The 21,369-nt window shown below is 67.1% G+C and carries 23 protein-coding genes and 1 riboswitch; of the genes, 13 read left to right on the top strand and 10 right to left on the bottom strand.

Annotated elements, in window-relative coordinates; all coding sequences use genetic code 11:
• Nucleotides 1-41: 41 nt before the first annotated feature.
• From CCK87_RS16160 to CCK87_RS16145, 4 genes are all read right to left on the bottom strand, one after another.
• Complete coding sequence (locus CCK87_RS16160; RefSeq protein WP_086462454.1) at nt 42-449, bottom strand: ASCH domain-containing protein; 408 nt, start codon at nt 447-449, stop codon at nt 42-44.
• Between the two features lie 56 nt (nt 450-505).
• A complete protein-coding gene (locus CCK87_RS16155; protein WP_086462453.1) occupies nt 506-793 on the bottom strand; it encodes a circadian clock KaiB family protein in 288 nt (95 codons plus the stop codon).
• Nucleotides 790-2,541 (bottom strand): ATPase domain-containing protein, encoded by a 1,752-nt coding sequence (locus CCK87_RS16150; protein ID WP_086462452.1) that lies wholly within the window; start codon nt 2,539-2,541, stop codon nt 790-792. The genes CCK87_RS16155 and CCK87_RS16150 overlap by 4 nt, the downstream gene beginning before the upstream one ends.
• A gap of 142 nt (nt 2,542-2,683) precedes the next feature.
• The gene (locus tag CCK87_RS16145; protein ID WP_086462451.1) at nt 2,684-3,217 is read right to left on the bottom strand and encodes a hypothetical protein; all 534 of its coding nucleotides are present in this window, start codon (nt 3,215-3,217) and stop codon (nt 2,684-2,686) included.
• A 115-nt stretch (nt 3,218-3,332) separates the two neighbouring features.
• Between CCK87_RS16145 and CCK87_RS16140 the strand changes: the two genes are divergently transcribed.
• Nucleotides 3,333-3,710, top strand: coding sequence for a bleomycin resistance protein (locus CCK87_RS16140; RefSeq protein ID WP_086462450.1), 378 nt, complete (start codon nt 3,333-3,335; stop codon nt 3,708-3,710).
• Between the two features lie 6 nt (nt 3,711-3,716).
• Here CCK87_RS16140 and CCK87_RS16135 read toward each other — a convergent pair whose 3' ends face one another.
• Nucleotides 3,717-4,043, bottom strand: a complete 327-nt coding sequence (locus tag CCK87_RS16135) for a hypothetical protein (RefSeq protein ID WP_086462449.1) — start codon at nt 4,041-4,043, stop codon at nt 3,717-3,719.
• A gap of 235 nt (nt 4,044-4,278) precedes the next feature.
• On the opposite strand from CCK87_RS16135, the gene CCK87_RS16130 reads away from it, so the two are divergent.
• From CCK87_RS16130 to CCK87_RS16100, 7 genes are all read left to right on the top strand, one after another.
• On the top strand, nt 4,279-7,305 hold the full coding sequence (locus CCK87_RS16130) for an MMPL family transporter (RefSeq protein ID WP_086462448.1): 3,027 nt from the start codon (nt 4,279-4,281) through the stop codon (nt 7,303-7,305).
• Nucleotides 7,302-9,245 carry a hypothetical protein gene (locus tag CCK87_RS16125; protein WP_086462447.1) on the top strand — a complete coding sequence of 648 codons (1,944 nt, stop codon included), beginning with the start codon at nt 7,302-7,304 and terminating at the stop codon, nt 9,243-9,245. Before CCK87_RS16130 ends, CCK87_RS16125 begins: the two co-directional genes overlap by 4 nt.
• A gap of 51 nt (nt 9,246-9,296) precedes the next feature.
• The gene (locus CCK87_RS16120) at nt 9,297-10,235 is read left to right on the top strand and encodes a phosphotransferase (protein WP_086462446.1); all 939 of its coding nucleotides are present in this window, start codon (nt 9,297-9,299) and stop codon (nt 10,233-10,235) included.
• Between the two features lie 62 nt (nt 10,236-10,297).
• Nucleotides 10,298-10,389, top strand: a riboswitch (TPP riboswitch).
• Entirely contained in the window at nt 10,383-11,189 is an 807-nt protein-coding gene (thiM, locus tag CCK87_RS16115; protein WP_086462618.1) for a hydroxyethylthiazole kinase, read from the top strand. (Overlaps the previous riboswitch by 7 nt.)
• Nucleotides 11,186-11,851 (top strand): thiamine phosphate synthase, encoded by a 666-nt coding sequence (gene thiE, locus CCK87_RS16110; protein ID WP_086462445.1) that lies wholly within the window; start codon nt 11,186-11,188, stop codon nt 11,849-11,851. The genes thiM and thiE overlap by 4 nt, the downstream gene beginning before the upstream one ends.
• A complete protein-coding gene (locus CCK87_RS16105; protein WP_086462617.1) occupies nt 11,848-13,365 on the top strand; it encodes a bifunctional hydroxymethylpyrimidine kinase/phosphomethylpyrimidine kinase in 1,518 nt (505 codons plus the stop codon). Before thiE ends, CCK87_RS16105 begins: the two co-directional genes overlap by 4 nt.
• Before the next feature lie 109 nt (nt 13,366-13,474).
• Nucleotides 13,475-13,906 (top strand): MepB family protein, encoded by a 432-nt coding sequence (locus CCK87_RS16100; RefSeq protein ID WP_086462444.1) that lies wholly within the window; start codon nt 13,475-13,477, stop codon nt 13,904-13,906.
• Nucleotides 13,907-13,918: 12 nt separating this feature from the next.
• On the opposite strand, the gene CCK87_RS16095 is transcribed toward CCK87_RS16100, so the two are convergent.
• Entirely contained in the window at nt 13,919-14,515 is a 597-nt protein-coding gene (locus CCK87_RS16095) for a hypothetical protein (protein WP_140162897.1), read from the bottom strand.
• Nucleotides 14,512-15,180, bottom strand: coding sequence for a hypothetical protein (locus tag CCK87_RS16090; protein ID WP_086462442.1), 669 nt, complete (start codon nt 15,178-15,180; stop codon nt 14,512-14,514). The genes CCK87_RS16095 and CCK87_RS16090 overlap by 4 nt, the downstream gene beginning before the upstream one ends.
• A 293-nt stretch (nt 15,181-15,473) precedes the next feature.
• On the opposite strand from CCK87_RS16090, the gene CCK87_RS16085 reads away from it, so the two are divergent.
• Nucleotides 15,474-16,433: an NAD-dependent epimerase/dehydratase family protein gene (locus CCK87_RS16085; protein ID WP_086462441.1), complete on the top strand. Its 960-nt coding sequence runs from the start codon at nt 15,474-15,476 to the stop codon at nt 16,431-16,433.
• On the opposite strand, the gene CCK87_RS16080 is transcribed toward CCK87_RS16085, so the two are convergent.
• Nucleotides 16,414-17,046, bottom strand: coding sequence for a hypothetical protein (locus CCK87_RS16080; protein ID WP_086462440.1), 633 nt, complete (start codon nt 17,044-17,046; stop codon nt 16,414-16,416). The genes CCK87_RS16085 and CCK87_RS16080 overlap by 20 nt on opposite strands.
• A 103-nt stretch (nt 17,047-17,149) precedes the next feature.
• Between CCK87_RS16080 and CCK87_RS16075 the strand changes: the two genes are divergently transcribed.
• Nucleotides 17,150-17,599, top strand: a complete 450-nt coding sequence (locus CCK87_RS16075; protein WP_140162896.1) for a DUF6278 family protein — start codon at nt 17,150-17,152, stop codon at nt 17,597-17,599.
• Between the two features lie 23 nt (nt 17,600-17,622).
• On the opposite strand, the gene CCK87_RS16070 is transcribed toward CCK87_RS16075, so the two are convergent.
• Nucleotides 17,623-18,060, bottom strand: a complete 438-nt coding sequence (locus tag CCK87_RS16070; protein WP_140162895.1) for a hypothetical protein — start codon at nt 18,058-18,060, stop codon at nt 17,623-17,625.
• Nucleotides 18,061-18,219: 159 nt separating this feature from the next.
• Here CCK87_RS16070 and CCK87_RS16065 point away from each other — a divergent pair, with 159 nt between their 5' ends.
• Nucleotides 18,220-18,846 (top strand): HAD family hydrolase, encoded by a 627-nt coding sequence (locus CCK87_RS16065; protein WP_086462437.1) that lies wholly within the window; start codon nt 18,220-18,222, stop codon nt 18,844-18,846.
• A 157-nt stretch (nt 18,847-19,003) separates the two neighbouring features.
• Here the strand turns inward: CCK87_RS16065 and CCK87_RS16060 are convergent, their stop codons facing one another.
• On the bottom strand, nt 19,004-20,083 hold the full coding sequence (locus tag CCK87_RS16060; protein ID WP_086462436.1) for a GTP-binding protein: 1,080 nt from the start codon (nt 20,081-20,083) through the stop codon (nt 19,004-19,006).
• 50 nt (nt 20,084-20,133) lie between these two features.
• On the opposite strand from CCK87_RS16060, the gene ykgO reads away from it, so the two are divergent.
• Together ykgO and CCK87_RS16050 are read left to right on the top strand one after the other, a co-directional pair.
• On the top strand, nt 20,134-20,256 hold the full coding sequence (ykgO, locus tag CCK87_RS16055; protein ID WP_044441107.1) for a type B 50S ribosomal protein L36: 123 nt from the start codon (nt 20,134-20,136) through the stop codon (nt 20,254-20,256).
• Nucleotides 20,257-20,276: 20 nt separating this feature from the next.
• Nucleotides 20,277-21,350: an iron ABC transporter permease gene (locus tag CCK87_RS16050; RefSeq protein ID WP_086462435.1), complete on the top strand. Its 1,074-nt coding sequence runs from the start codon at nt 20,277-20,279 to the stop codon at nt 21,348-21,350.
• Nucleotides 21,351-21,369 lie beyond the last annotated feature (19 nt).

Here is a 21,369-nt window from a genome sequence, read left to right as displayed (position 1 = left end):
GCCCATCCGGAAGCTGCGAAGAGCCCGGGGCGACAGAGACCTCAGCCGACGAGAATGAACTGCTCGAGCACGACGAGCGACGAGTCGGTGAGCTCGAAGCCGTCGCCGAGTTCGGCACGCATGGCCGCCGAGGTCCAGAAACGGGTGTGCCCGGCGCGCCATTCTGCGACCGACTCGTAGCCCTCACCCTCGGCAATGGCATGCTCCAGCGACACGTCCTCGAGAGCGACCACGCGCACAGCGGTCGTTTCGATCACGGCGACCCTGTCGCCGTTCGAGTCGATGACCGCACCCTTGTCACCGACGAGGGGCAGCGGGTCCTCGCTGACCTCGTATTCGTTCAGCAAAGAGCTGGTGGCCGTCTTGGCGCCGGAGCGGATGGCATCAACGAGGCGATCCCGGAGGGGACCAGGGAAGGCGAACTCGACTACAGGAAGGTGGTCACGCATCCGACCAGCTAAGCAGGCGCCGGCCGACGCGAAAAATCAGCGGCGCTGCCCAGTTCTCAGGCAGCGGCCAGCAGCGACCTGACCTCGTCGAGTTCGTGCAGGTCTCCCACGATCGTCGTCGTCGTGGTCGGGGTCTCGACGATGAGGCTCGGCGTGAAAAAGGCCTTGTAGCGCAGCGCGTAGTCGGGCTGCTGGAGGATATCGATCACGCGCACGTGCGATGCCTCTGCGAGACCGTCGCCGATCAGACTGTCGAGGGTCGCCCGCGCCGATCGCGTCGCCTGTGATTCGCCAGCCACGAGCAGGGTCAACTCGGCGCTTCTCGATGTAGACATCTCGGTCATCGCTGGTCCCCTTCCTCGTTTGCGAGGTTGCCCGACCCTCGGGCAGCCACGCGGGCCTCGAGCGCCGTGGCCGTCCGCTCCAACGCGCCATCCCTGGTCGATCTGAGTCGCTCGAGATCTCGTCGACGCAGATCGACCTCGTTGCCGAGGCCCGAGATGCGGCCTTCGAGCTCGGCCATCGAAGCGAGAATCTCCGCCTCGCCCCGCTCGTACTCGACCGCACGCAGCCAGGCAGCCGTGCGATCCAGCTCCTCTTTCTGAGCGCGCGCCGAGCCGAGCAGCACATCGCCGTCGGAGACGTAGGCCGGACGCAGCTCGATGCCCTCCGAGGTGATCACGAGTTCTCGCACCTGATTCGTATGTGCGGTCGCCCTCGACTTGACGATCGTCAGCGCCCTGTTGCGCTCTCCACCGTTCGCTATATAGGTGAGGTGGATCCAGTTGTCGGCGATCGTCGAGATATTGCTCTTCGTCGCTTCTTCATCGAGCGAGGCCGCGCCGTGCAGCAGCGAGGTCAGCAGCACCGTGATCCCGCGCTGGCTCAGGCTGGTCAGAAGATAGCTGAGCGCCTCATCGGCAAACGGATGCCCCGAGCCGGTCAATGCCGAGACGGGGTCGATGACCACCGCGTTGGCGCCCAGTTCATCGACTGCGCGGATGATCCGCAGCGCCGACTCCTCGGGCGTGCTCCCCGTCGCCGACTCCTCGAGGATGCGGAGGCTCCCGCTCTCAAGAGGTTCCCGGAACGAGTAGCCGACGCTCGCGGTATGCAGCTCGAGCTGAGCACGCACCTCGTCGAAACTCACGTAGAGGACTCGCCCGCCACCGCGCACGACAGCGAGAGAGAACGCCGCCGCAAGGGTGCTCTTCGACGTTCCGGGCGCACCCGAGAGCAATGTTCTCGATCCCAGGAGATATCCGCCGCCCAGAAGTGGATCGAGCTCCTCGACGCCGGTAGGCATCCGCTCATCTGGCCGCGACGAGGGGGCGCCTGACGCGAGCTCCTCGGATGCCAGTCCCCCCGCGATGACGACCTCGAGGCCGTCGTTCGTCATGACCACCGGAACGACGTGCCCGATGTGCGCGGCGCCCCGGTACTTCGTGACCTGGAGCGTGCGCGAAATGGAGTTGCCCGTCTGAAGCCGATCGAGCACCACCACGCAGTCGGTCTGGTAGTCGAGGATCTCGGCGCGAGTACGTGCTCGATCGTTCTCTGCACTCGCCTTGGCCGTGATCAGCACGGTGAGCCCCTGGCTGCGAACCCAGTCGGTCAAACGCAAGAGCTCTCGCCGCTCGTCAGCCTCTTCGAGCAGCAGCGACAGCAGCGCGTTGAGTCCGTCGAGCATCACAATCGTGGCGCCTGATGCGTCGGTCACGGCCAGCAGCGTGGCGATGAGCCCCTGCATGTCGAAGCGTCCAGAGACGTGCAGTTCGGTCGGCATCCCGGTCTCGAGCACGATCAGATCGTCTTCGGCAAAGCCATCGGCGCCCCAGGAGAAGCCGGCCATGTCTTCGAGCACGCCATCCGCCGTCTGCTCGAAACTTATGAAGACGGCGCGCTCGCCCTCAGCCACGCGATGGGCGAGAATTTGCAGGCCGAGCACGGTCTTTCCCGCACCGGCCGCCCCGAAGATGGTGATCACTCGCCCGCGCGGCAGCCCGCCGCCGGTTATGTGGTCGAGACCGGCGATGCCCGTCTCGAGAACAGATCGTGCCTCTACCTCGCGGAGCTGCTGTGTCTCGTCCATGCCATCCGTCCATCGATGTCAGGCACGCTTCCCCAGGGCCCGGTCTCGCGATCATACCGAGAGACAGCTGTATCGCCCCAGAGCCGGCTCGAAATCACCTCGCCGATGGCACACGAAACCGGCCTCGCGTGACGTGCCTGAATCAGCCCTCGTCGGCTGCGCCCAGTCCGCAGGTCTGCATGGTCCAGGCTATGAACGCCTGGTAGTTCGGGTCGGTCATCGCGCTCTGCACCGACTGCGACTGCGTGAATCTCGGGTCGAGCCCGACATCCGAGACCAGGCTGTCTGCCGGAAACTGCGCGAGGATCCCGGCGGTCTCGTCGGTCGATGCTGCGAACACCTCGGCGCCCGCTGCGACCTCTGGGCTCACCTCGGTCATCGGAAGGAGCTCTCGGATCGCGGCGCCCTGAGCTTGGACGGCCTCGAGGTCTTCGCCGACCGTGCCGGCCTTCGCCGCCGCCGCAGCCGTGTTGGCGGAGCAAAAAGCCGCGTATCGCTCTTCGGCAGAGTCTCCGGATGCGTCGGGCGTCGCAGTGGGCGTCGGCGTCGCCATCGCAGTGGGTCGGGTCGAACTCGGTGAGTCAGTGGCCGCCGTCGTGGAGCACGCCGCGAGCGCCGTTGCGATGATGGCGGTACCGAACAAGAGAGCGAGCTTCGGAGCTCTCGGCGATGTCATGGAAAAGAACCTCCTCGATGTCGTCGCGCTCCATATTGCCGCATCACGGCGTCGGCTCGCACGAGCTGTACGTGTGGAACTAGCCCCGACGCATCCGTCTCACTAGCCTCGTTCTATGAACGATCGCGCCGTGCCGAATCTGCCGTCCCGAGACTTCGACGTGACCGCCGCCTTTTACGGCGCGTTCGGATTCGAGCCGAGCTACCGAAGCGACGACTGGCTGATCCTGCGCCGCGGCGAGATGCACGTGGAGTTCTTTCCCTTTCCCGAGCTCGTTCCCGAAGACAGCTCGTTCATGTGCAGCATTCGCGTCGACGACATCGATGAGCTCTACGAGCAGATCAAACGGTCCGGAGTCGAGGAGAAGTCCGTCGGCGCACCGCGCTTGCATCCCGTGACGCTGCAGCCGTGGGGTCATCGAGCCGGATTCCTCATCGATCCCGACGGCACGCAACTGAGTCTCATCGAGAACAGGCCGGAAGACTCCGCCTGAGCGACCTCAATCCGGACGCGTAGCGGTGATCGTGACGGTGACTCGGGCCGGGGTGAAGTCGCCGGCCAGGCGGATCCGCTTACGGTAGGGCATCCAACCGTGCTCGCGCGTCTGCGAGTTGCCGTCGGTTTCGACGAAGAGCTCGAAGAATCTCTCACCCTTTACCGCGTGCACCCAGGCGAGAACCTCCTCGACCGATTCGGCCCCGGTGACGCGTTGTGGGTCGTACGCGGCGGGCCGTTCAATGTCGTCGCCCGTCCAGAAGCAGACCCAGTAGACGGCTGCATCCTCCGGTTGTGCATCGAAGTACGACTCATCCCATTCGGCTCGCATCGAGACCTCCTTGCCGTTGTCGTTGGCTCGACGCTAGCGCGACCTGGCAGACGGGCGGAGATTCCGCGCATCCGACCGCCTCTCGCGCTCGGACCACCCGATTCTCCGCCCGCGCAAAATCGCGATACCTCGTCGCGTTTGAGGTCCTCCTCCGGTATCGTGGGGATGCCCCGTGGCCGCGACCGTGCGGCGCACCCGTCGGGGCGCAAGCGCTCACCGGGGGACGTGCTTTCTGATGGCAACACTGCTGTATTCGATCGGGGCGTTCTCTGCCCGTCGGCACTTTCTCGTCATCGTCGCGTGGCTGCTTCTCGCCGCCGCCGCGCTCGGCGGATCCGCCGTTCTCAACGGGCAGATGCAGCAGGGCGTCGAGATTCCGGGAACCGAGTCGCAGACCGCCATCGACATGCTGGAGACGCGTTTTCCGCAGGCCAGCGGCGGCAGCGCGAAGGTCATCTTCCAAGCGCCCGCAGGCGACGACATCGAGGACTACTCCACCGAGATCAGCGCCATCTCGAAGAACCTGGGCGCGATGGCCGATGTCGCCAACGCGGCCGATCCCTTCGCGTCGGGCAACTCGAGCCAGATCAGCGCAGACAAGTCGCTCGCCTATGTATCTGTTCAGTACGACGTTCCCCAGACGTCGCTGACCCCGGAGGCCGAGGAGAACATCCAGAGCATCGGCAACGCCGCAGAGAAAGACGGGCTCACGGTGTCGTACGCGGGCGTCACCCCACCCGCGGCGGCCTCCGATGTGAGCCAGGAGTCCATCGGGCTCGGTGTGGCCTTCGTGATCCTCGCCGTCACCTTCGGCTCGCTTCTCGCAGCGGGGATGCCGTTGGTCACCGCCCTGATAGCCGTCGGCATCTCGAGTGGCGGCATCGGCATCTTCTCGGCCTTCGTCACCATCTCATCGACAGCTCCGGTGCTCGCCTCGATGCTGGGCCTCGCCGTGGGAATCGACTACGCCCTCTTCATCGTGTCGAGGCACCGGGCACAGCTGGCCACGGGCATGGCGCCGCGCGAATCAGTGGCTCTCGCCACCGCGACTGCCGGCAGCGCAGTGGTGTTCGCCGGCCTCACCGTGATCATCGCCCTGCTCGGCCTCTCGGTCGTGGGCATCCCGTTCCTCTCTGTCATGGGCGCGGGTGCCGCATTCGGCGTGGTCATCTCCATCGTCATCTCCGTCACTCTGCTGCCCGCGATCCTCGGTCTCTGCGGAAAACGACTGATCCCCCGGTCGGCCCCCGCGAAGGTGGCCGCCGCAGAAGCCAAGAAAGAGGCGAAGGCCGCTGCGAAGGCCGCCAAGCATCCATCGAAGAAGCCGACCGTTCGCGCACCGCGACGCCCGCGCACCGAGGAGACGAGCATCCGGCACCGCTGGGTGACCATGGCGACCCGGCGCCCGGTGATCACCGTCGTCGCCACCGTTCTGGGCCTCGGCCTGCTCGCCGTGCCCGCCCTCGGGCTCAAGCTCACCGTGCCCGACGCAGGCTACGACGCCCCCGGATCGCAGGCGCGGGTGGCCTACGATCTGCTGGCCAAGGGCTACGGCCCCGGCTTCAATGGCCCGCTGCTCGTGACCGCAGACATCAGCGGCACGCTAGAGATCCAGGATGCGCTCGACGCCCTCGAGAAGCAGTTCACCGGCGTCGCCGATGTGGCCACCGTGAGCCAGGCGATTCCGAATCAGGCACTCGACATGGCCATCATCTCGATTACCCCATCGAGCGCGCCCGACTCCGACGCCACCAAGGCGCTCGTCACCGGTATCCGCGACAGGGAACCCGCCTTCGAGAAGGCGAACGGTTTCGGCTACATGGTGACCGGCCAGACCGCGGTCGCGATCGACATCTCCGAACGCCTCGGCAACGCGCTGCTGCCCTTCGCCCTGGTGGTTGTCGGCCTGTGCATCGTGCTGCTGACCATGGTGTTCCGCTCGCTCGCCGTTCCGCTCACGGCGACGCTCGGCTTCCTCCTGTCGGTCGGGGCGTCCTTCGGCTTGGTGACAGCGGTCTTCAACTGGGGCTGGCTGGCCGACCCGCTCGGAGTCGAGAAGGTCGGGCCCGTTATCAGCTTCATGCCCATTCTCGTGATGGCCGTTCTCTTCGGCCTCGCCATGGACTACCAGGTCTTTCTCGTCACCCGCATGCGTGAGGACTTCACGAACACCGGCGACGCACACCGCTCGGTGATCGATGGCTTCACGGCGTCGGCTCGCGTGGTCACGGCCGCCGCACTGATCATGTTCAGCGTCTTCGCCTCGTTCGTTCCCGGCGGAGGCGCCGTGCTGCAGCCCCTCGCCGGGGGCCTCGCCGTGGGCGTGCTCATCGACGCCTTCGTTGTGCGCATGACCCTCATCCCCGCCCTGATGGCGCTGCTCGGAGATCGCGCGTGGGGCCTGCCGGCGTGGCTCGACCGCATCGTGCCGAACGTCGACATCGAGGGCGAGACGGTGCACGAGCTTCTGGATGCCCGGGGCTGGCACCCCGACACCGGCCCGCTCCCGGCCGCTCCGGCCGCACCCGCGGTCGAGGCGCGCGACCTTGCCACCGCGGGCCTCTCCCCCATCGACATCGACGCGGCAGTGGGCGACGTGCTTCTGCTCGTCGGAGCCTCCGCACCCGCACGCGTCGAGCTCCTCTCGACGCTCACCGGGCGAGGCCGCCCCGCGTCTGGCCATCTCAGCGTTCTCGGCAACGCCCTGCCCTTCGACGCACACGCGCTGCGCGCCCAGAGCGAGCTCGTGATCGCCCAGCCCGCGGAACCGCTGACCGTCGGCCGCTACCTCACGGCCCAGATCGCCATGGATGCGCCACGCGGCCACCGTGCGGATCGTCGCGGAGTCGCGCACCGCATCCTGCCCGCCCTGCTCGTCGCGGTGAGCGACGACGGCGCCATGGGATGGACGGCTGTGCTGCCCGCGATAGATGCCCGCCCGATCGCGGGCGCACGGCGAGTGACCGACAAGACACCTCTTCGCGAGCTTTCGAGCGGGCAACTGCTCGCCGTCGATGCCGCCATCGCGCTCTCGTCGGGCCGGCCGTTGATCGCCGTCGACACGGGCGCGATCGAGCCGCGGCACGCATCCGATTTCGTGGTCGCCCTCGCCGAGGCCGCAGCCACCGACGTCACGCTGGTGATCGCTCTCGAGGCGAACGCGAGCGGCACAGGAAACATCGATCGTGTCGCTCACACCGTCGAGCTGAGGATGGCCGTCGACGACCCGGCGCACGACCTGAACGGAAAGGTGCTGGCATGAGCGCGCTCACCGGCCTGCTGAACGACGCCGACTCCCGGCGGCCGCGTTGGCTGCGCGGGGCGATCCTCGCGCTCGCTCTCGTGACGCCGCTCGTCGTCGCCGGCATCGCCGTCACGGCGATGACGCCCGCCACCCCCTCCGCGGCGAACGGGGTGCCCACCATGCCCGCCGCGATCGTGAACCTCGACACTCCGATCGACAGCAAGGCGGGCGGAAAATCGACTCCCGTCGCGGCCGGAAAACTGCTCACCCAGCAGCTGGTGTCGGCCGACGACAGCGGCTTCGACTGGACGCTGACCGATCCGACCGCCGCGTCGGCCGGCCTTGCCGACGGCCTCTACTCGGCCGTGGTGACGGTTCCGTCGAACTTCTCGGCGGCCTACGTCTCGAGCACAGGCGACGCCCCCGTGCAGGCGCAGCTCGACGTTCAGACCAGCAGCGTCGAGGGAGCATCCGCGCAGGCGCTCGCCTCGGCACTCGCCCGCAGCCTGCACGAGAGCCTCGCCACCACGTTCACTCAGGGCTTCGTCTCTCAGCTGCTCGTCGGATACACCGATCTGCACAACCAGCTCGGCACGGCTGCCGACGGCGCGAGCACCCTCGCCTCGGGAGCGGGCAAGCTGGCCACGGGGCTGCAGGACGCAGCAACCGGCACCGCGAAGCTCGATACGGGCGCGCAGCAGCTGTCGAGTGCACTCTCCGCCGCGGCGGTCGGCGCCGGCGCGCTGCCCACCGCGACCAAAGAACTCAACACCCTGGCCGGCGTGACCGTCGATGGGTCGACACTGCTCACCTCGGGCCTCGGCGACACCGCCCGCAAAGCCGAGACCCTCCAGGCCAATCAGCTGCAATTGCGCGGCGAGATGGATGCGCTGCGCCAGGTCATCGACGGCATCGACACGACGACAGACCCCGCGCTGGCACCCCTGAAGCTGGAGCTGCAGCAGAAGCTCGAGGCGTCGCAAACGACCGCGAACACGACCGAGGCCCAGGCCATCGAACTCGGCATCGATCTCGACGCTGCGACCCTCGGCGCCGGCGTTGTCACCGAAGCGAACAAGCTCATCGCGACGGGCACGGATGCGCTCGCCACGAAGACTCCCGAGCTGAGCAACGGACTCACCCTGCTCGCGGGTGGCGCCTCAGAACTGGCCACGGGTACCTCGTCTCTGAATACAGGAACCGCCGCTCTCGCGAGCGGAGCGGCCGAGCTGTCCGGCGGAACGGGAAAACTCGCATCCGGCCTTCGCACGGCGGCCGACGCCGTGCCCAGCTACACCGACGACCAGGAGAAGACGCTGTCGACCGTGGTCAGCGACCCGATCGTCACGACGACCAGCGACACCACCTCTGCGCCCGCGCCGAAGACGGCGATATCGATCGCCGTATTGCCCCTGGCACTGTGGATCGGCGCGCTCGTGCTGTTCGTGCTGCTACGCCCGTTCCCGCCACGAGCCCTGCTCTCGGCGGCGTCGAGCTGGCGCATCGGGGCACGCTCGTTCGCGGTCGTGGCCGCCCTCGTTCTTACGCAGGCCGTGCTGGTGCTGGTCTGGCTGGCCGCCTTCGGCGTATCGCCCGTTCACCACGTCGGCAGTGTGCTCGTCGTGCTCGGCATCTCGCTGGCATTCGTGCTGCTGCATCAGGGACTGGTGGCGCTGTTCGGCCGTGTCGGCTGGGTGATCTCGCTGGCGTTCATCGCCCTGCAGCTCGCCGCCGTCGGCACTCTGTTCGTGCGTGCGGGGGCCGACAATCCGGTGCAGTCGCTAGCCGCCAGCCTTCCGTTGGCGCAGGCGACCCGGGCGCTGCAGGCACTCGCGGCGGGCGACGGCGGCTGGGCACAGGTCGGCGCGGCGACGGCATCGCTGGTGATCGCCGGAGCCGTCGGGGTGGCACTGACGCTCGTGGCGATCTCGCGGCGGCGGATGCGGCCACTGCCCTGATCGGGCGAAACGACACCATGAAGCGACGCCGGTGCTCGCTAGCGTTGTCGCATGGCAACCGTTGAGCGCCCGCGCACTGACTGGATAGACCTCCCCCCGGCAATCCACGAGTTTGTGGCCGAGATCCTCGATGCCCGAGTCACGAGCGCGATCAGTCAGATGAACGGGTTCTCGCCGGGAAGCGCCGATCGAGTCTCGGGTGCCAACGGCGGAAGAGCGTTCGTGAAAGCCGTGCACCGTGACCGAAACCCCGGCGCCTTCGATCTGCATCGACGAGAAATCGATGTCATGACAGTGTTGCCGCCGACGGTCAGCGCACCCGCGCTGCTCGGATCGTACGACCGCGATGGCTGGGTCGCTCTGATCCTCGACGACATCGACGGGCGTCACCCTGGCCACGACGGCGACGGTTCCGAGACGTGGGCGGTACTCGATGCGTTCGCAACCTTCCCCCGTATCGATCGGTCGACGCAGGGGCGGCTTCCTCGCGTCTTCGACGACATCGCGACAGAAGCGCGCGGATGGCGAGAGATCGCAGATGATGGCGCAGCGAACCTCCTGCCGGAATGGGCTCAGTCGCGCTTGGCTCAGCTGCGGGATGCAGCCGACGCGGCGCCGAAGGCAGCCGACGGGGAGCATCTGCAGCACCTCGATTCTCGAGCCGACAATGTCCTCATCGACGTGACACAGAAGGCGTGGATAATCGACTGGCCGTGGGCGAGCGTCGGAGCGAGATGGGTCGATGGCCTGATGTATCTCTTCGACTGCCGGGTGAGAGACGAAGCGGTCGACAGCGACACGATTCTTCGAACGCATCCTCTCTTCGAGGGCGTCGACGCCTCAGCGATCGACTCGGTGTTGTCGGCCGTCACGGGCGGATTCTTCAACAAGGCTCGCCAGCCTTCCCCTCCGAATATGCCTGCCCTGCGTGAGTTTCAGCGCAAGGAAGGAATCGCCGGAGCCGCCTGGTTACGAGAGCGCTGGGAGTAACTCATTGTGCCCGCCTTCGTCTAGCCACAGCTTGATCGGGGACTTTGCTAGGCTGGCCGCAATTACGTGACACGGGGTGCCCATCCGGGCTGAGAACACACCCGTCGAACCTGATCTAGTTCGTACTAGCGAAGGGATGTCGCGCTCATGCGCACGTCAAAACCATTTATCGAATCCACCGTCGATGCCCTCGAGCAGGTGCGGCTGAGCAGCCCGCTCGTGCACTGCATCACTAACAGCGTGGTCGTGAACTTCACGGCCAACGCCCTTCTCGCCGTGGGGGCCTCCCCCGCGATGGTCGACATAGTCGGCGAGGCCGGGCCGTTCGCGACCGTCGCGTCCGGCCTGCTGATCAACCTGGGTACGCCGACGCCCGAGCAGCGCGCGGCGATGCTCGAAGCGCAGGCCGGAGCCGCAGTGGGAGACACCCCATGGGTGCTCGATCCTGTGGCCATCGGATCGCTTCCGGTGCGCACACCCCTCGCCTACCGCCTGCGCGATCTGCACCCCACGGTCGTCCGAGGCAACGCCTCGGAGATCATCGCGCTCTCGGGCATGGGCGAGGGCGGGCGCGGCGTCGACGCCCTCGACTCGGTCGAGGCCGCCCTTCCCGCCGCCCGATCTCTCGCCGAGACGACGTCGGGCGTCGTCGCCGTCTCCGGAGCTGTCGACCTGCTCACCGATGGCACGCGGGTGGTGCGCATCGCCAACGGTGACGCGCTGCTCACCCGAATCACGGGCGGTGGATGCGCGTTGGGCGCCGTGATGGCCGCATTCCTGGCGGCCCACGACGACCGGCTGGCTGCGACCGTCGCGGCGGTCACCGTCTACACGGTCGCCGCCGAGCTGGCCGCATTGAAGTCCGTCGGCCCGGGAAGCTTCGGCGTCGCCTTCCTCGACGCACTGGCCTCCGTCGATGCCGACGACATCGTGGCGCGAGCGAGCATCTTGTGAGCGTCGATTCGACGCTCGATCTGTCTCTCTACCTCGTGACCGACACGGCCCTCGCGACGGCGGCCGGGCATCCGATTCTCACGGTCGTGCGCGAGGCCGTCGCAGGCGGCGTGACCGTCGTGCAGCTGCGCGAGAAGAACGCCACGGCCCGCGAGTTTCTCGACCTGGTGTGCCGGGTCGGCGACGCAGTGCCCGACGAGGTCGCCGTGATCGTCAACGACCGGGTGGATGTCTTTCTCGCCGCCCGCAGGCTCGGTGCGCGAGTCAGCGGCATGCACCTCGGACAGTCCGACCTTCCGCCGGCTTTGGCGCGCGAGCTCATCGGCCCCGACGCCGTGCTGGGGCTCAGCGCGTCGACGACGACGCAGCTGCTCGAGGCCGAGAACGATCCCGGCGCGATCGACTACGTCGGCATCGGGGCGCTGCACGCGACCACGACGAAGACCGACGCGCCCCGGCCTCTGGGGCTCGAGGCGTTCGCGGCCCTGGCCGCATCCACCCGTCTGCCGGCCGTCGCCATCGGCGGCATCGGGCGGGTAGACATCGCACCGCTGCGCCGAGCGGGAGCGGCCGGTGCCGCCGTGGTGTCGGCCATCTGCTCGGCGCCGAACCCCGGCGACGCTGCTCGGGAGTTGGCGAGCGAGTGGCGGAGCGCCCGATGAGCGTCGAGACAACCCGCGCCGCGACTCGAACGTCTGCGACCCGCGCCGTGCCTCGTGTGCTGAGCATCGCCGGCACAGACCCCACGGGCGGCGCCGGGATTCAAGCCGATCTCAAGAGCATCGCGGCGAACGGCGGCTACGGCATGGCGGTCGTCACGGCCCTCGTCGCGCAGAACACACGCGGGGTGCGCTCGGTGCATGTGCCTCCGGTAGCGTTCCTGCGCGAGCAGCTCGATGCCGTCAGCGACGACGTCGAGATCGACGCGGTGAAGATCGGGATGCTCGCCGACGTGGACGTGATCGCTGCCGTGCGCGAATGGCTGGTTCGGGTGGCTCCGCCGATCGTGGTGCTCGACCCCGTGATGGTCGCGACCAGCGGAGACCGACTGCTGCGGGCCGATGCGGAGGGCGCGCTTCGCGAGCTGGCCCGGCTGGCGCACGTCGTCACCCCGAACATCCCCGAGCTGGCGATTCTGGCCGACGAACCGCAGGCAACCAGCTGGCAGCAGACGCTCGACCAGGCCGCGCGAGTGTCGACGCGACTCGGCGTGATGGTGCTGGCGAAGGGCGGGCATCTCGATGGAGACACCGCCCCCGACGCTTTGGTCGACGCGACGGGCGACGAGCTGCTCGTGACGGTCTACGAGGCCACGCGCATCGAGACGACGAACACGCATGGCACCGGATGCTCCCTCTCGTCGGGCCTCGCCACCCGACTCGTGGGCTCCGCGCACCCGGCGCACGCGGTCGGCGAGGTGAAGCGCTGGATCAGCGAGAGCATCCGGGGCGGCGGCGACCTCTCTGTCGGGGGAGGCAACGGGCCGATCCACCACTTCGCGGGAATGTGGCAGCGCGCCGGGCTCGAGACCCGCCCCACGGCCGGCGAGATCCGGGCTCAGTGGTGGGACGGTATCCGGCCCGTGCGCGAGCAGATCGATGCGCTGCCGTTCGTGCTTGGCCTCGGCGACGGATCGCTGCGCGACGACGCCTTCCGCGGCTATCTGGCTCAGGATGCGCTCTATCTGCGCGACTACGCACGTGCTCTGGCGACCGCGAGCGCCCTGGCTCCGACCGTCGCAGAGCAGGCGTTCTGGGCGGCAGCGGCAGAGGGATCGATCACCGCGGAGCTGGAGTTGCACGAGTCGTGGCTCGCCGACGGAGCCTATGACGGCACGGTCGCAGACGACGCGACGACCGCCTATCTCGACCACTTGCTCGCTCGGTGCGCCGAGGGCAGCTACGACACGCTCATCGCCGCGCTGTTGCCGTGCTTCTGGCTGTATCAAGACATCGGCCTGCGACTGCTGCCTCGATCGCACGACGCGCACCCGTATCGATCGTGGATCGAGACGTACGCCGACGCCGGCATCGCCGAGGTGACCGAGACGGCGGTCGAGTTCGTGATGCAGGCTGCCGCGCGCGCCGACGAACCGGGTCGCGAGGCGATGCGAGAGGCGTTCGTGCGTTCTGCGGAGCACGAACTGGCCTTCTTCGCGGCGCCGCTGGGGTCATAAAGGAGTGCGCGCCACAATTCAGGAGAACTGCCTCGAATCGGGCGGTTTCGCACGCGGCTGGTCGGCTCTTCCTGAATTGGAGCGCGGACAGATGGGATAGCTTGGCCGCGTGCAGTTCCATGCGTTCGAGGAGTATGCGGCCTCGGTAGGGGCGGCATTTTCGGTGACCCCGGAGTCGCAGAACAGCGACTATGAGTCGGGTGTCGCGCAGATCGATGACGAAACGTGGCACATTCGCACCGCGCGGAACACCCCGACCAAGCCGGGATCCTTCGTCGCCTTCTGGCAGCGCGACGCAGACGGGACGACGGTGCCGTTCGGCGATGACGATCTCTCTGCCGGGCTGCTCGTCTTCGTCGAACGGCAAGGCAGACGCGGGGTCTTCCGATTCACCCGCGAGCACCTCGCCCGACTCGGCGTCACCTCCGGTCGCCGGCCGGGAAAGCGCGGCTTCCGGGTGTATCCGAGCTGGTGTGCCGAGTTGAATTCTCAGGCCATGACGACGCAGCGCGCGCAGGCACCGGCGTTTCGCGAGTACTGAGTTCGCGACGCACTAGATGCGTGGAACGACCCCGGGGCGCGTTCGATGTCTGCGCACCGCGAGCACGGTCCCGAGCACGGGGAGCCCCACCGCGAAGATCCAGAAAAAGACGATGCCCACAACCCACACCGTCTGAGCGATCGTCATGGCGCCTTCGGCCTCGCGCACCGTCTCGTCGGTCACCGGCTCGACGCTGTCGACGGGCCCCTGCTTGACCACTCGCGGCGGGTCGTCGGTGACCACGAGAAAAGACCGCTCGGCCGGGTAGTCCTTCGATGGCGGGAAGCCCCACTGCTCGCCGCCGGCGAACGTGACGATGTCGCCGGGGCCGCCGTCGGCATCCGGAATCGCGACCTCGTAGTAGCTCGTGGTCTTGGGCAAGCCCGAGGTCGTGTCGACGCTCGTCAAGGTCCCCGTGAGCACGACGCTGTGGCCGATCGCATCGCGTTGAAAATCGAGGCCGTTCGCTGCGGCATCTTTGTTGACACCGAGCAGGGCGAGAGCGATGGTACCGGGAATGAGCATGACGACGAAGAGCACCCAGACCGGCCACGCGGGCAACCTTGGGGGTGGCTTGCGAATCGACGGAAGGGGAGGGAGGGCGCTCATATCCGAGCATCTCCGGCCACGAAGCGGTGCTCGCGCCACGACGCGATGCCGTCGAGCGCCGATTCGAGCACCTCGCGGCGACCCGCGTACTGCCGTGGGCTCGGTGAGTGGTTGAGCGCCACGGGCAGGTTGATGATCAGCGAGTCGGATTGAGCGTTGCTCTCTGATGTGCTCGACCGGAGGATCTCGACGACGACATCGATCGTTCTTCTTTCGCGCACGACGGCGACCCGACCGATCGAACTCCAACGCAGAACGATCTCGGGTGTCGTCGGGTCGGCACGGCGGTGCAGACCGATCGCTGTTTCGGACACGACGACGACCATCGACGCCAGAACAGGCCCGGCCAATCGTCGACCGAGAAGCTGCTGCAACGCAGCTCGCAGTTCACGGCTGACACCGAACTCCACCACGACCGCTCGAGGAAACTGCGCGCGAATTGCCGCGAAGCGCCGGGCAGCCCTCGCCTCGTAGATGAACAGGAAGATCACGATGGGCACGATGACCACTGTGCCGAGGAAGAGGTTCGCCGACAGCGGGTAGTCGGGCGGATCCGCCATACGAGACGAGTTCTTCACGACCCATCCGGCAACCACGGACAGGGGGACGATCAGCGGAATCAGCAGTAGATACCAGAAGGCGTAACGCCATCTCCACCGAGTCATCGAACTCCTCCGTCAGACCGGCCACCGTCTTTCGTGCCTTCCATCGACCCTATCGAGTGGGCTTCAAGACTCGGGCAAGCTCCCTCGTGGCGGCCGCCCCAAATCAGGAAAAACGACCCCGATCGGGCTAATTCGAACGTAGACACCCCGTTTTTCCTGCATTGAAGCGAGCGCCTGCTCACCAACCGCGGCAGCACGTCGTCGTGACGACCTGACGGCGCGCACTATCGTCGCGGATTGCGCCCCCAGCGAAGCCCACTACGCGAGGTCGCCCCGCACGCTTGACTAGCCCCATGCGACGAGTGCTTGTACTGGGCGGAACGGGATGGCTTGGGCGCGAGATCGCGCAGCGGGCGGTGGCCGAGGGAGCAGAGGTCACCTGCCTCGCTCGGGGCGAATCGGGGTCGGCTCCTGATGGTGCGCATCTCGTGCCAGCCGATCGCATGTCGCCACAGGCGTACGACGATGCGACCGACGAGTGGGACGACGTGATCGAGCTCTCGTATGACCCGAGACTCGTCGGCCCAGCCCTCGATGCCCTCGCGTCGAACGCGGCGCACTGGACGCTCGTGTCGAGCGTCTCGGTCTACAGCCGAAACGATGAACCGGATGCCGACGAGTCGGCCGCCGTCGTGGAGCCCCGCGACACCTCGGACTACGCGGACGCGAAGGTCGCCGCGGAGCGCCTGAGCCTCGAGCACCTCGGCGACCGCCTGCTCGTCGCTCGTCCGGGACTGATCGTCGGCCCCGGCGACCCGAGCGATCGCTACGGGTACTGGCCGGCACGGTTCAGCCGCACGGGCCCTGCGCTCGTCCCCACGACGGCGGGTCGATTTGTGCAGGCGATCGACGTCTCCGACCTCGCCTCGTGGATCGAGCGCGCCGGGCATACTCGGTTGTCGGGCGTGGTGAATGCTGTCGGAGAGGCACTGCCCATGGCGGAGTTCTTGCGCGCTGCAGCGACGGTGGCTGGCTACGACGGCGAACTCGTCGAGGTCGACGACGAGGCGCTGCTCACTCACGAGGTGAACTACTGGGCCGGGCCCAGGTCGCTCCCCCTGTGGCTTCCGCTCAGCGACGCGGCCTTTGCTCAGCGTTCCGGAGCCGCCTACCTGGCATCCGGCATCCGGCGATCGCTTCACGAGACGCTGTCGCGCGTGCATGCCGATGAGGTCGCACGGGGCGTCGACCGCGAGCGCCGGGCGGGGCTCAGCGCAGTCGACGAGCAGGCGATTATTCGAGCGACTCGCTGAACGATCGGACGACGACCTCGACGTTCGGGAAGGCAGCGAGCAACGATCGGAGCCGGTCCACGTCGAGATCTGCGACTGCCCGTCGGTCGAGATGCGACAGTCGCACGACCGTCCCCGTCCCGCCCTGCCGCTCCACGTTCTCGAGGGCAGATGTGGGGACTCCGCGCTCGTATGTCTGAGACCACGCACCGTCGTGCCGCCGGTTCTCATGAACAAGCCGCTCACACACTGCCGCTACGGCAGACATGCCCCGACGCGGTTCACCATCGGGGAGCGCCGGAGCGTCTCGTCTTTCGAAGAAACGTATGTCTTTCGTCGCCATGACCGGCTTCCTCACCGCTCTGCCGTCTGCATCGCGCCGAGTATTGGTTCCACGCCCGTCGTCGGCAACGCTGATCTGATCGTCAGCCACCTCGATGAGAACGTGAGCGATTCGCTGTTGATCGGCGGCTTCGTCGTCGGCGTATGCCACGACCTCGAGCACCATGTGCATGAGTTCGGAAGAGCCGACGGAACCGACGAGTTGTCGAGCCGCGTCCAGATGCTCCAGATCGACTTCGTCGGCCCACGCATGAGTCGTTGCCAACCAGGACTCACGAGGAGAATTCGCCATGACCAATTATGGCGACGAGAGTCCTGACCCCTGAGAACCGGCGACACCGCAGAGGCGATAAGCGCAGCTTGACATGACACTAAAACCGACAGATGGTGGATAGATGAATCGGTCACATCGACAGGCCACTCAGACGCTTCCGTCCGGCATGGCCCGACGCTACGCAAGCTATAGAGCAGCACCAACCGACCAGCCGGCGGGAGTGCCGATCACAGACGTGGGCGGATACGACGCACTCATCGATGCCGCCGACCAGATCGGGATGAACCTCGAAGTGAGCCGCGCAGGGCTGGCGGCGTTCGATGCGTCCATAGCCACTCTTCCCGAGGGACTCGACGAGGCGATGGCGATGTACTTCGGCGATGTCGTCATCCAGTCGATTCCCGGAAGCCAGTGGAGAGTGATCCGCGAGGGCGAGCCCCTCGTCGAGGTGCCGGGAGGAAATATGGCCGACGTCATGGCCATCACGAGATCTCGGCTCACGGATAGCCAACGCACATTCGTCGACGTGCTCGATCACCTCGACGAGATGGCCGCACACTCGAACTCCTGACGATCGCGCCCTGCCGCTCTAATTCAGGAGGAACCGCCAGCAGCAGGCTCTCTACTGAGGCGGAGCATCCGAACGGTCACATTCAGCTGCGACACGAGAAGTACAACGACCACGATCGACCAGTAGGCGACCGGCGACAGCTCATATCGCTCTGCAAGTTCCCACGTTTCTTTGACCGCGACGAGCAGTCCTCCGATGGCCACCGCGAACCAGCCCGAGGCACGGTTGGAGAACGAACTCGTCACGTCTGCCGCCGCTGTGCCGCTGCGTCTGAAGCGAGCGCGCTGCACAAAGTACATGACGGGCGGCACCAACCAGAGGGCTTTGTCGATTCGCTTGCGGTCGGGCCACGCCGGACCGGTGCGAGCGACCTCCCAGAGTTCGAGCGACCCCTGAAACAGAGGCCCCGCAAAGAGCAACCAGGCTCCGATGGTGCCGGCCCACATCGCGAGGGTATCCATCTCCCGATTAAGCCACACCGCCCACGAATGCCAGCGACGATAGGTGACGTGCGCCGCTCTAGTTCAGGAGAATCGGCCGAAATCGGGCAGTTCTGCACGCCGAGGGCCGGTTCTTCCTGAGTTGCGGCACGCCGTCAGCGACACGAGACAATGTGAGTCATGGACAAGATCATGCTTCCGGCAGACGTGCAGGCGATCGTCTTCGACGTCGGCGAGACGCTGGTCGACGAGTCGCGAGCATGGTCCCTCCGGGCCTTAAACGTGGGGGTCACTCCGTTTGCATTGATGGGCGCTCTGGGAGCACTCATTGAACGAGGCCAGGATCATCGGCGGGTCTGGGACATCCTCGACGTCGAGCCGCCCACTGTCGTGGTGCAGATCGAGCGCGACGACCTCTACGCCGACGCGACGCCCTGCCTCCACGCGGCCCGCGCCGCCGGGCTTCTCGTCGGTATAGCAGGGAATCAGCCGGCCGGCGCCGTCACGCAGCTGCACACGTTGGGGTTCGAGGCTGACTTCGTCGCATCGTCAGCCGAGTGGGGTGTCGCAAAACCGTCACTGGAGTTCTTCTCTCGGATCGCGGAGCGCGCTGACCTGAATCCCGACGCCATCCTCTATGTGGGCGACCGCCTAGACAACGACATTCTGCCCGCGCGCCACCTGGGCATGCGCACTGCGTTTATTCGTCGCGGCCCCTGGGGCTATATCCACTCTCAACGCGAGGAAGCACAGCTCGCCGACATTCGCCTCGACTCGCTCGCCCAGCTGACCGCCGCTCTGGGCTGACACGTGGCTACGACGGCGCCTGCCGGCGCCGCAGCGCCGCTCTAATTCAGGAGAATCGACCGAAATCGGGCACTTCTGCACCCCGAAAGCCAGTTCTTCCTGAGTTGCAGCACAGCCCACCAGCCCAGCCACCACGAGCCCGCCGCAGCGCCGCACCTCAGTGGTGGTGCTCGACCATCCACTCAGGGAACGGGTCAGGGTAGCGAGCCCACTCCTCGGGCCCCGCCGCCAACTCCTCGGTCGTCAGCAGGCACTCCGACAACACCGCTTCGAGGGCAGTCTCGTCGAGACCTGGACCGAAGAACACGATCTCCTGCCCGATCGGCGAGTCCGCACTCCAGCTCAGCATCTCGGTCGGCTCGAGGTCGAGCACATTGCCCGCGGTCGCCCACGACCCGACCCGGCCGCCGCGCGTCGCCAGCCGAACGAACCCTCGCGAGCGCGCGATGCATCCGACGTTCTCGGGGGTCAGCCGCAGCGTGACGGCGGCGTGCAACCGACCCGGATGAAACGGTCGCGGATCGCGGAACACGAACGTCGAACACGCAGACACCGGATGCGCGGGCGCACCCTCCGCGAGCTCCCGCTGCCAGCCCATCGACGCTCCGAGTCGGCGAGCGCGTCCGCGCACCAGCAGCCCTGACAACTGCCGCGCGTGCGCCACGTCTAAGGGCGTCAGCATAAGAGCCGATGGCGCCAGCCGTTCGAGAAGCGCCAGGACGAGCCGCGTGTCGTCGGCGGCAGCCCCGTTGGGCGCATCGGTCAGCACGATCATGCTGGCGAACTCCAGGCGCGAGGCCAACCGCCCCGGCGAGGTGAAGTCGTCTGCCGGCGCAGACTTTCCTGCGGCCCAGCCGAGGAGCTGCTGCCCCACCTCGCGCACCGAGGTCACCGCCACCACGTCGCGAATGCCTACGGGCACGCGCGGTCGACGACTCTCGAGCATGTGCTCGAGCACCAGCGCGATCTCGACGATGTCGGCGCTCGACTCCAGCACCACCACGGTGTTGCCCGTGAGGCCGTCGTCGTAGTCGGATGCGAGTTGCTCGGCGAGCTCGACGGCGAACGTGGAGTCGTCGTCGCCTCCGACATCGAGCTCGGCCGGAGACTCCGAGACGGTACAGCCGCTGAGGATGGCGGCGACCCGCTCGGCCCGGAGCCGATCGCTCGACGAGACGAGCGTGACGGCGAGGCCAGCGATACGGGTGATCGGTCGGCGGTCGGAGGACTCATTCATAGTGAGTTACTGTATGTGAGAATCGTTCTCAATAACAAATGGAGGTGGCTGTGAAGGTCCGCAATTCGATCAAGTCGATGAAGAAGATGCCCGGCTCGCAGGTCGTCAGACGGCGCGGTCGTGTCTTCGTGATCAACAAGCTCAACCCGCGCTTCAAAGCCCGCCAGGGGTGAGAAGCGAAAGCCCCTCACGGATGACGAGCCTCGCCCAGCGCCAGGTCGTCTCGTCGATCAGACGTGGTCGACGACGCGGCGCCGCGATGATCGCTGCCCTGGCGAGCGCAGCGACCATTGCGGCCTTGGTCGCGGTCAGCATCGGCCCCGTGCCGATAGCCCCGGCGAGCGTCGTCGGCATCATCGGCGACGGACTCTTCTCGACCGGTCACGGCGACTGGTCGGATTCCGCCCAGCAGATCGTGTGGGCGACCCGGCTGCCGCGTGTGGCGATGGCCCTGGTCGCCGGTGCAGTTCTCGCTGTGTCGGGAGCAGTGCTGCAGGCGCTCGTGCGCAACAGCCTCGCCGACCCCTACCTGCTCGGACTCAACTCCGGCGCATCCACCGGTGTCGCCCTCGTCGTTCTGGTGATCGGCGGCGGAAGTGCCCTGCTGTTCTCCGGCGCGGCCCTCGCCGGTGCCATCGGCGCCGTGCTTCTCGTTCTGATGCTGGCCGGCGTAGCCAACCGGCGCGGTCCGCTGCGCCTGGTGCTGGCCGGCCTCGCCGTCGGCTACGCGCTCAACGCCGCCACCAGCTTTCTCGTATTCTCGAGCGACTCTCCCGAGGCGGCGCGCTCGGTGCTCTTCTGGCTGCTCGGTTCGCTCGCCGCCGTGCAGCCGGCCGCCCTCGCGGCCGCAGCCGTCACCGCGGCCGTCGGCATCGGCATCCTGATCGCGATCGCGCCGATGATCGACGCGCTGGCCTCGGGTGACGACTCCGCCCGCTCGGCGGGAATCGATCCCGAGCGCACCCGCATCGCTGTGATGGTCGGCGTCTCGGCGATGGTCGGCGTCACCGTCGCCGCGGTCGGAGGCGTGGGGTTCATCGGCCTGGTCGTGCCCCATCTCGCGCGCCGACTGGCGGGCGGCCGCCACCGCGTCGTGCTGCCGATCTCTGCGCTTCTCGGCGCCATCCTGCTTGTCGCCGCCGACACCGTGGCGAGAACCGCATTCGCTCCCCAGGAGATTCCCGTGGGCGTGATCACCGGAATCATCGGCGCCCCCTTTCTGCTCCTCTTGCTCCGCACCCCCTCCTCGTCAGCACACACCCCGTAACCCATCTAGAAAGAACCCG

The sequence above is a fragment of the Agreia sp. VKM Ac-1783 genome, from assembly GCF_900177765.1.
In the GTDB taxonomy this organism is placed as follows: domain Bacteria; phylum Actinomycetota; class Actinomycetes; order Actinomycetales; family Microbacteriaceae; genus Agreia.
The sequence above is the reverse complement of the archived record's forward strand: the minus strand, read 5'-3'. Positions and strand labels throughout refer to the sequence as shown.

Coding starts and splice junctions, on each gene's coding strand:
- CCK87_RS16160 (WP_086462454.1), bottom strand. CDS start 449: ATGCGTGACCACCTTCCTGTAGTCGAGTTCGCCTTCCCTGGTCCCCTC.
- CCK87_RS16155 (WP_086462453.1), bottom strand. CDS start 793: ATGACCGAGATGTCTACATCGAGAAGCGCCGAGTTGACCCTGCTCGTG.
- CCK87_RS16150 (WP_086462452.1), bottom strand. CDS start 2,541: ATGGACGAGACACAGCAGCTCCGCGAGGTAGAGGCACGATCTGTTCTC.
- CCK87_RS16145 (WP_086462451.1), bottom strand. CDS start 3,217: ATGACATCGCCGAGAGCTCCGAAGCTCGCTCTCTTGTTCGGTACCGCC.
- CCK87_RS16140 (WP_086462450.1), top strand. CDS start 3,333: ATGAACGATCGCGCCGTGCCGAATCTGCCGTCCCGAGACTTCGACGTG.
- CCK87_RS16135 (WP_086462449.1), bottom strand. CDS start 4,043: ATGCGAGCCGAATGGGATGAGTCGTACTTCGATGCACAACCGGAGGAT.
- CCK87_RS16130 (WP_086462448.1), top strand. CDS start 4,279: ATGGCAACACTGCTGTATTCGATCGGGGCGTTCTCTGCCCGTCGGCAC.
- CCK87_RS16125 (WP_086462447.1), top strand. CDS start 7,302: ATGAGCGCGCTCACCGGCCTGCTGAACGACGCCGACTCCCGGCGGCCG.
- CCK87_RS16120 (WP_086462446.1), top strand. CDS start 9,297: ATGGCAACCGTTGAGCGCCCGCGCACTGACTGGATAGACCTCCCCCCG.
- thiM (WP_086462618.1), top strand. CDS start 10,383: ATGCGCACGTCAAAACCATTTATCGAATCCACCGTCGATGCCCTCGAG.
- CCK87_RS16105 (WP_086462617.1), top strand. CDS start 11,848: ATGAGCGTCGAGACAACCCGCGCCGCGACTCGAACGTCTGCGACCCGC.
- CCK87_RS16095 (WP_140162897.1), bottom strand. CDS start 14,515: ATGAGCGCCCTCCCTCCCCTTCCGTCGATTCGCAAGCCACCCCCAAGG.
- CCK87_RS16090 (WP_086462442.1), bottom strand. CDS start 15,180: ATGACTCGGTGGAGATGGCGTTACGCCTTCTGGTATCTACTGCTGATT.
- CCK87_RS16085 (WP_086462441.1), top strand. CDS start 15,474: ATGCGACGAGTGCTTGTACTGGGCGGAACGGGATGGCTTGGGCGCGAG.
- CCK87_RS16080 (WP_086462440.1), bottom strand. CDS start 17,046: ATGGCGAATTCTCCTCGTGAGTCCTGGTTGGCAACGACTCATGCGTGG.
- CCK87_RS16075 (WP_140162896.1), top strand. CDS start 17,150: ATGAATCGGTCACATCGACAGGCCACTCAGACGCTTCCGTCCGGCATG.
- CCK87_RS16070 (WP_140162895.1), bottom strand. CDS start 18,060: ATGGATACCCTCGCGATGTGGGCCGGCACCATCGGAGCCTGGTTGCTC.
- CCK87_RS16065 (WP_086462437.1), top strand. CDS start 18,220: ATGGACAAGATCATGCTTCCGGCAGACGTGCAGGCGATCGTCTTCGAC.
- CCK87_RS16060 (WP_086462436.1), bottom strand. CDS start 20,083: ATGAATGAGTCCTCCGACCGCCGACCGATCACCCGTATCGCTGGCCTC.
- CCK87_RS16050 (WP_086462435.1), top strand. CDS start 20,277: ATGACGAGCCTCGCCCAGCGCCAGGTCGTCTCGTCGATCAGACGTGGT.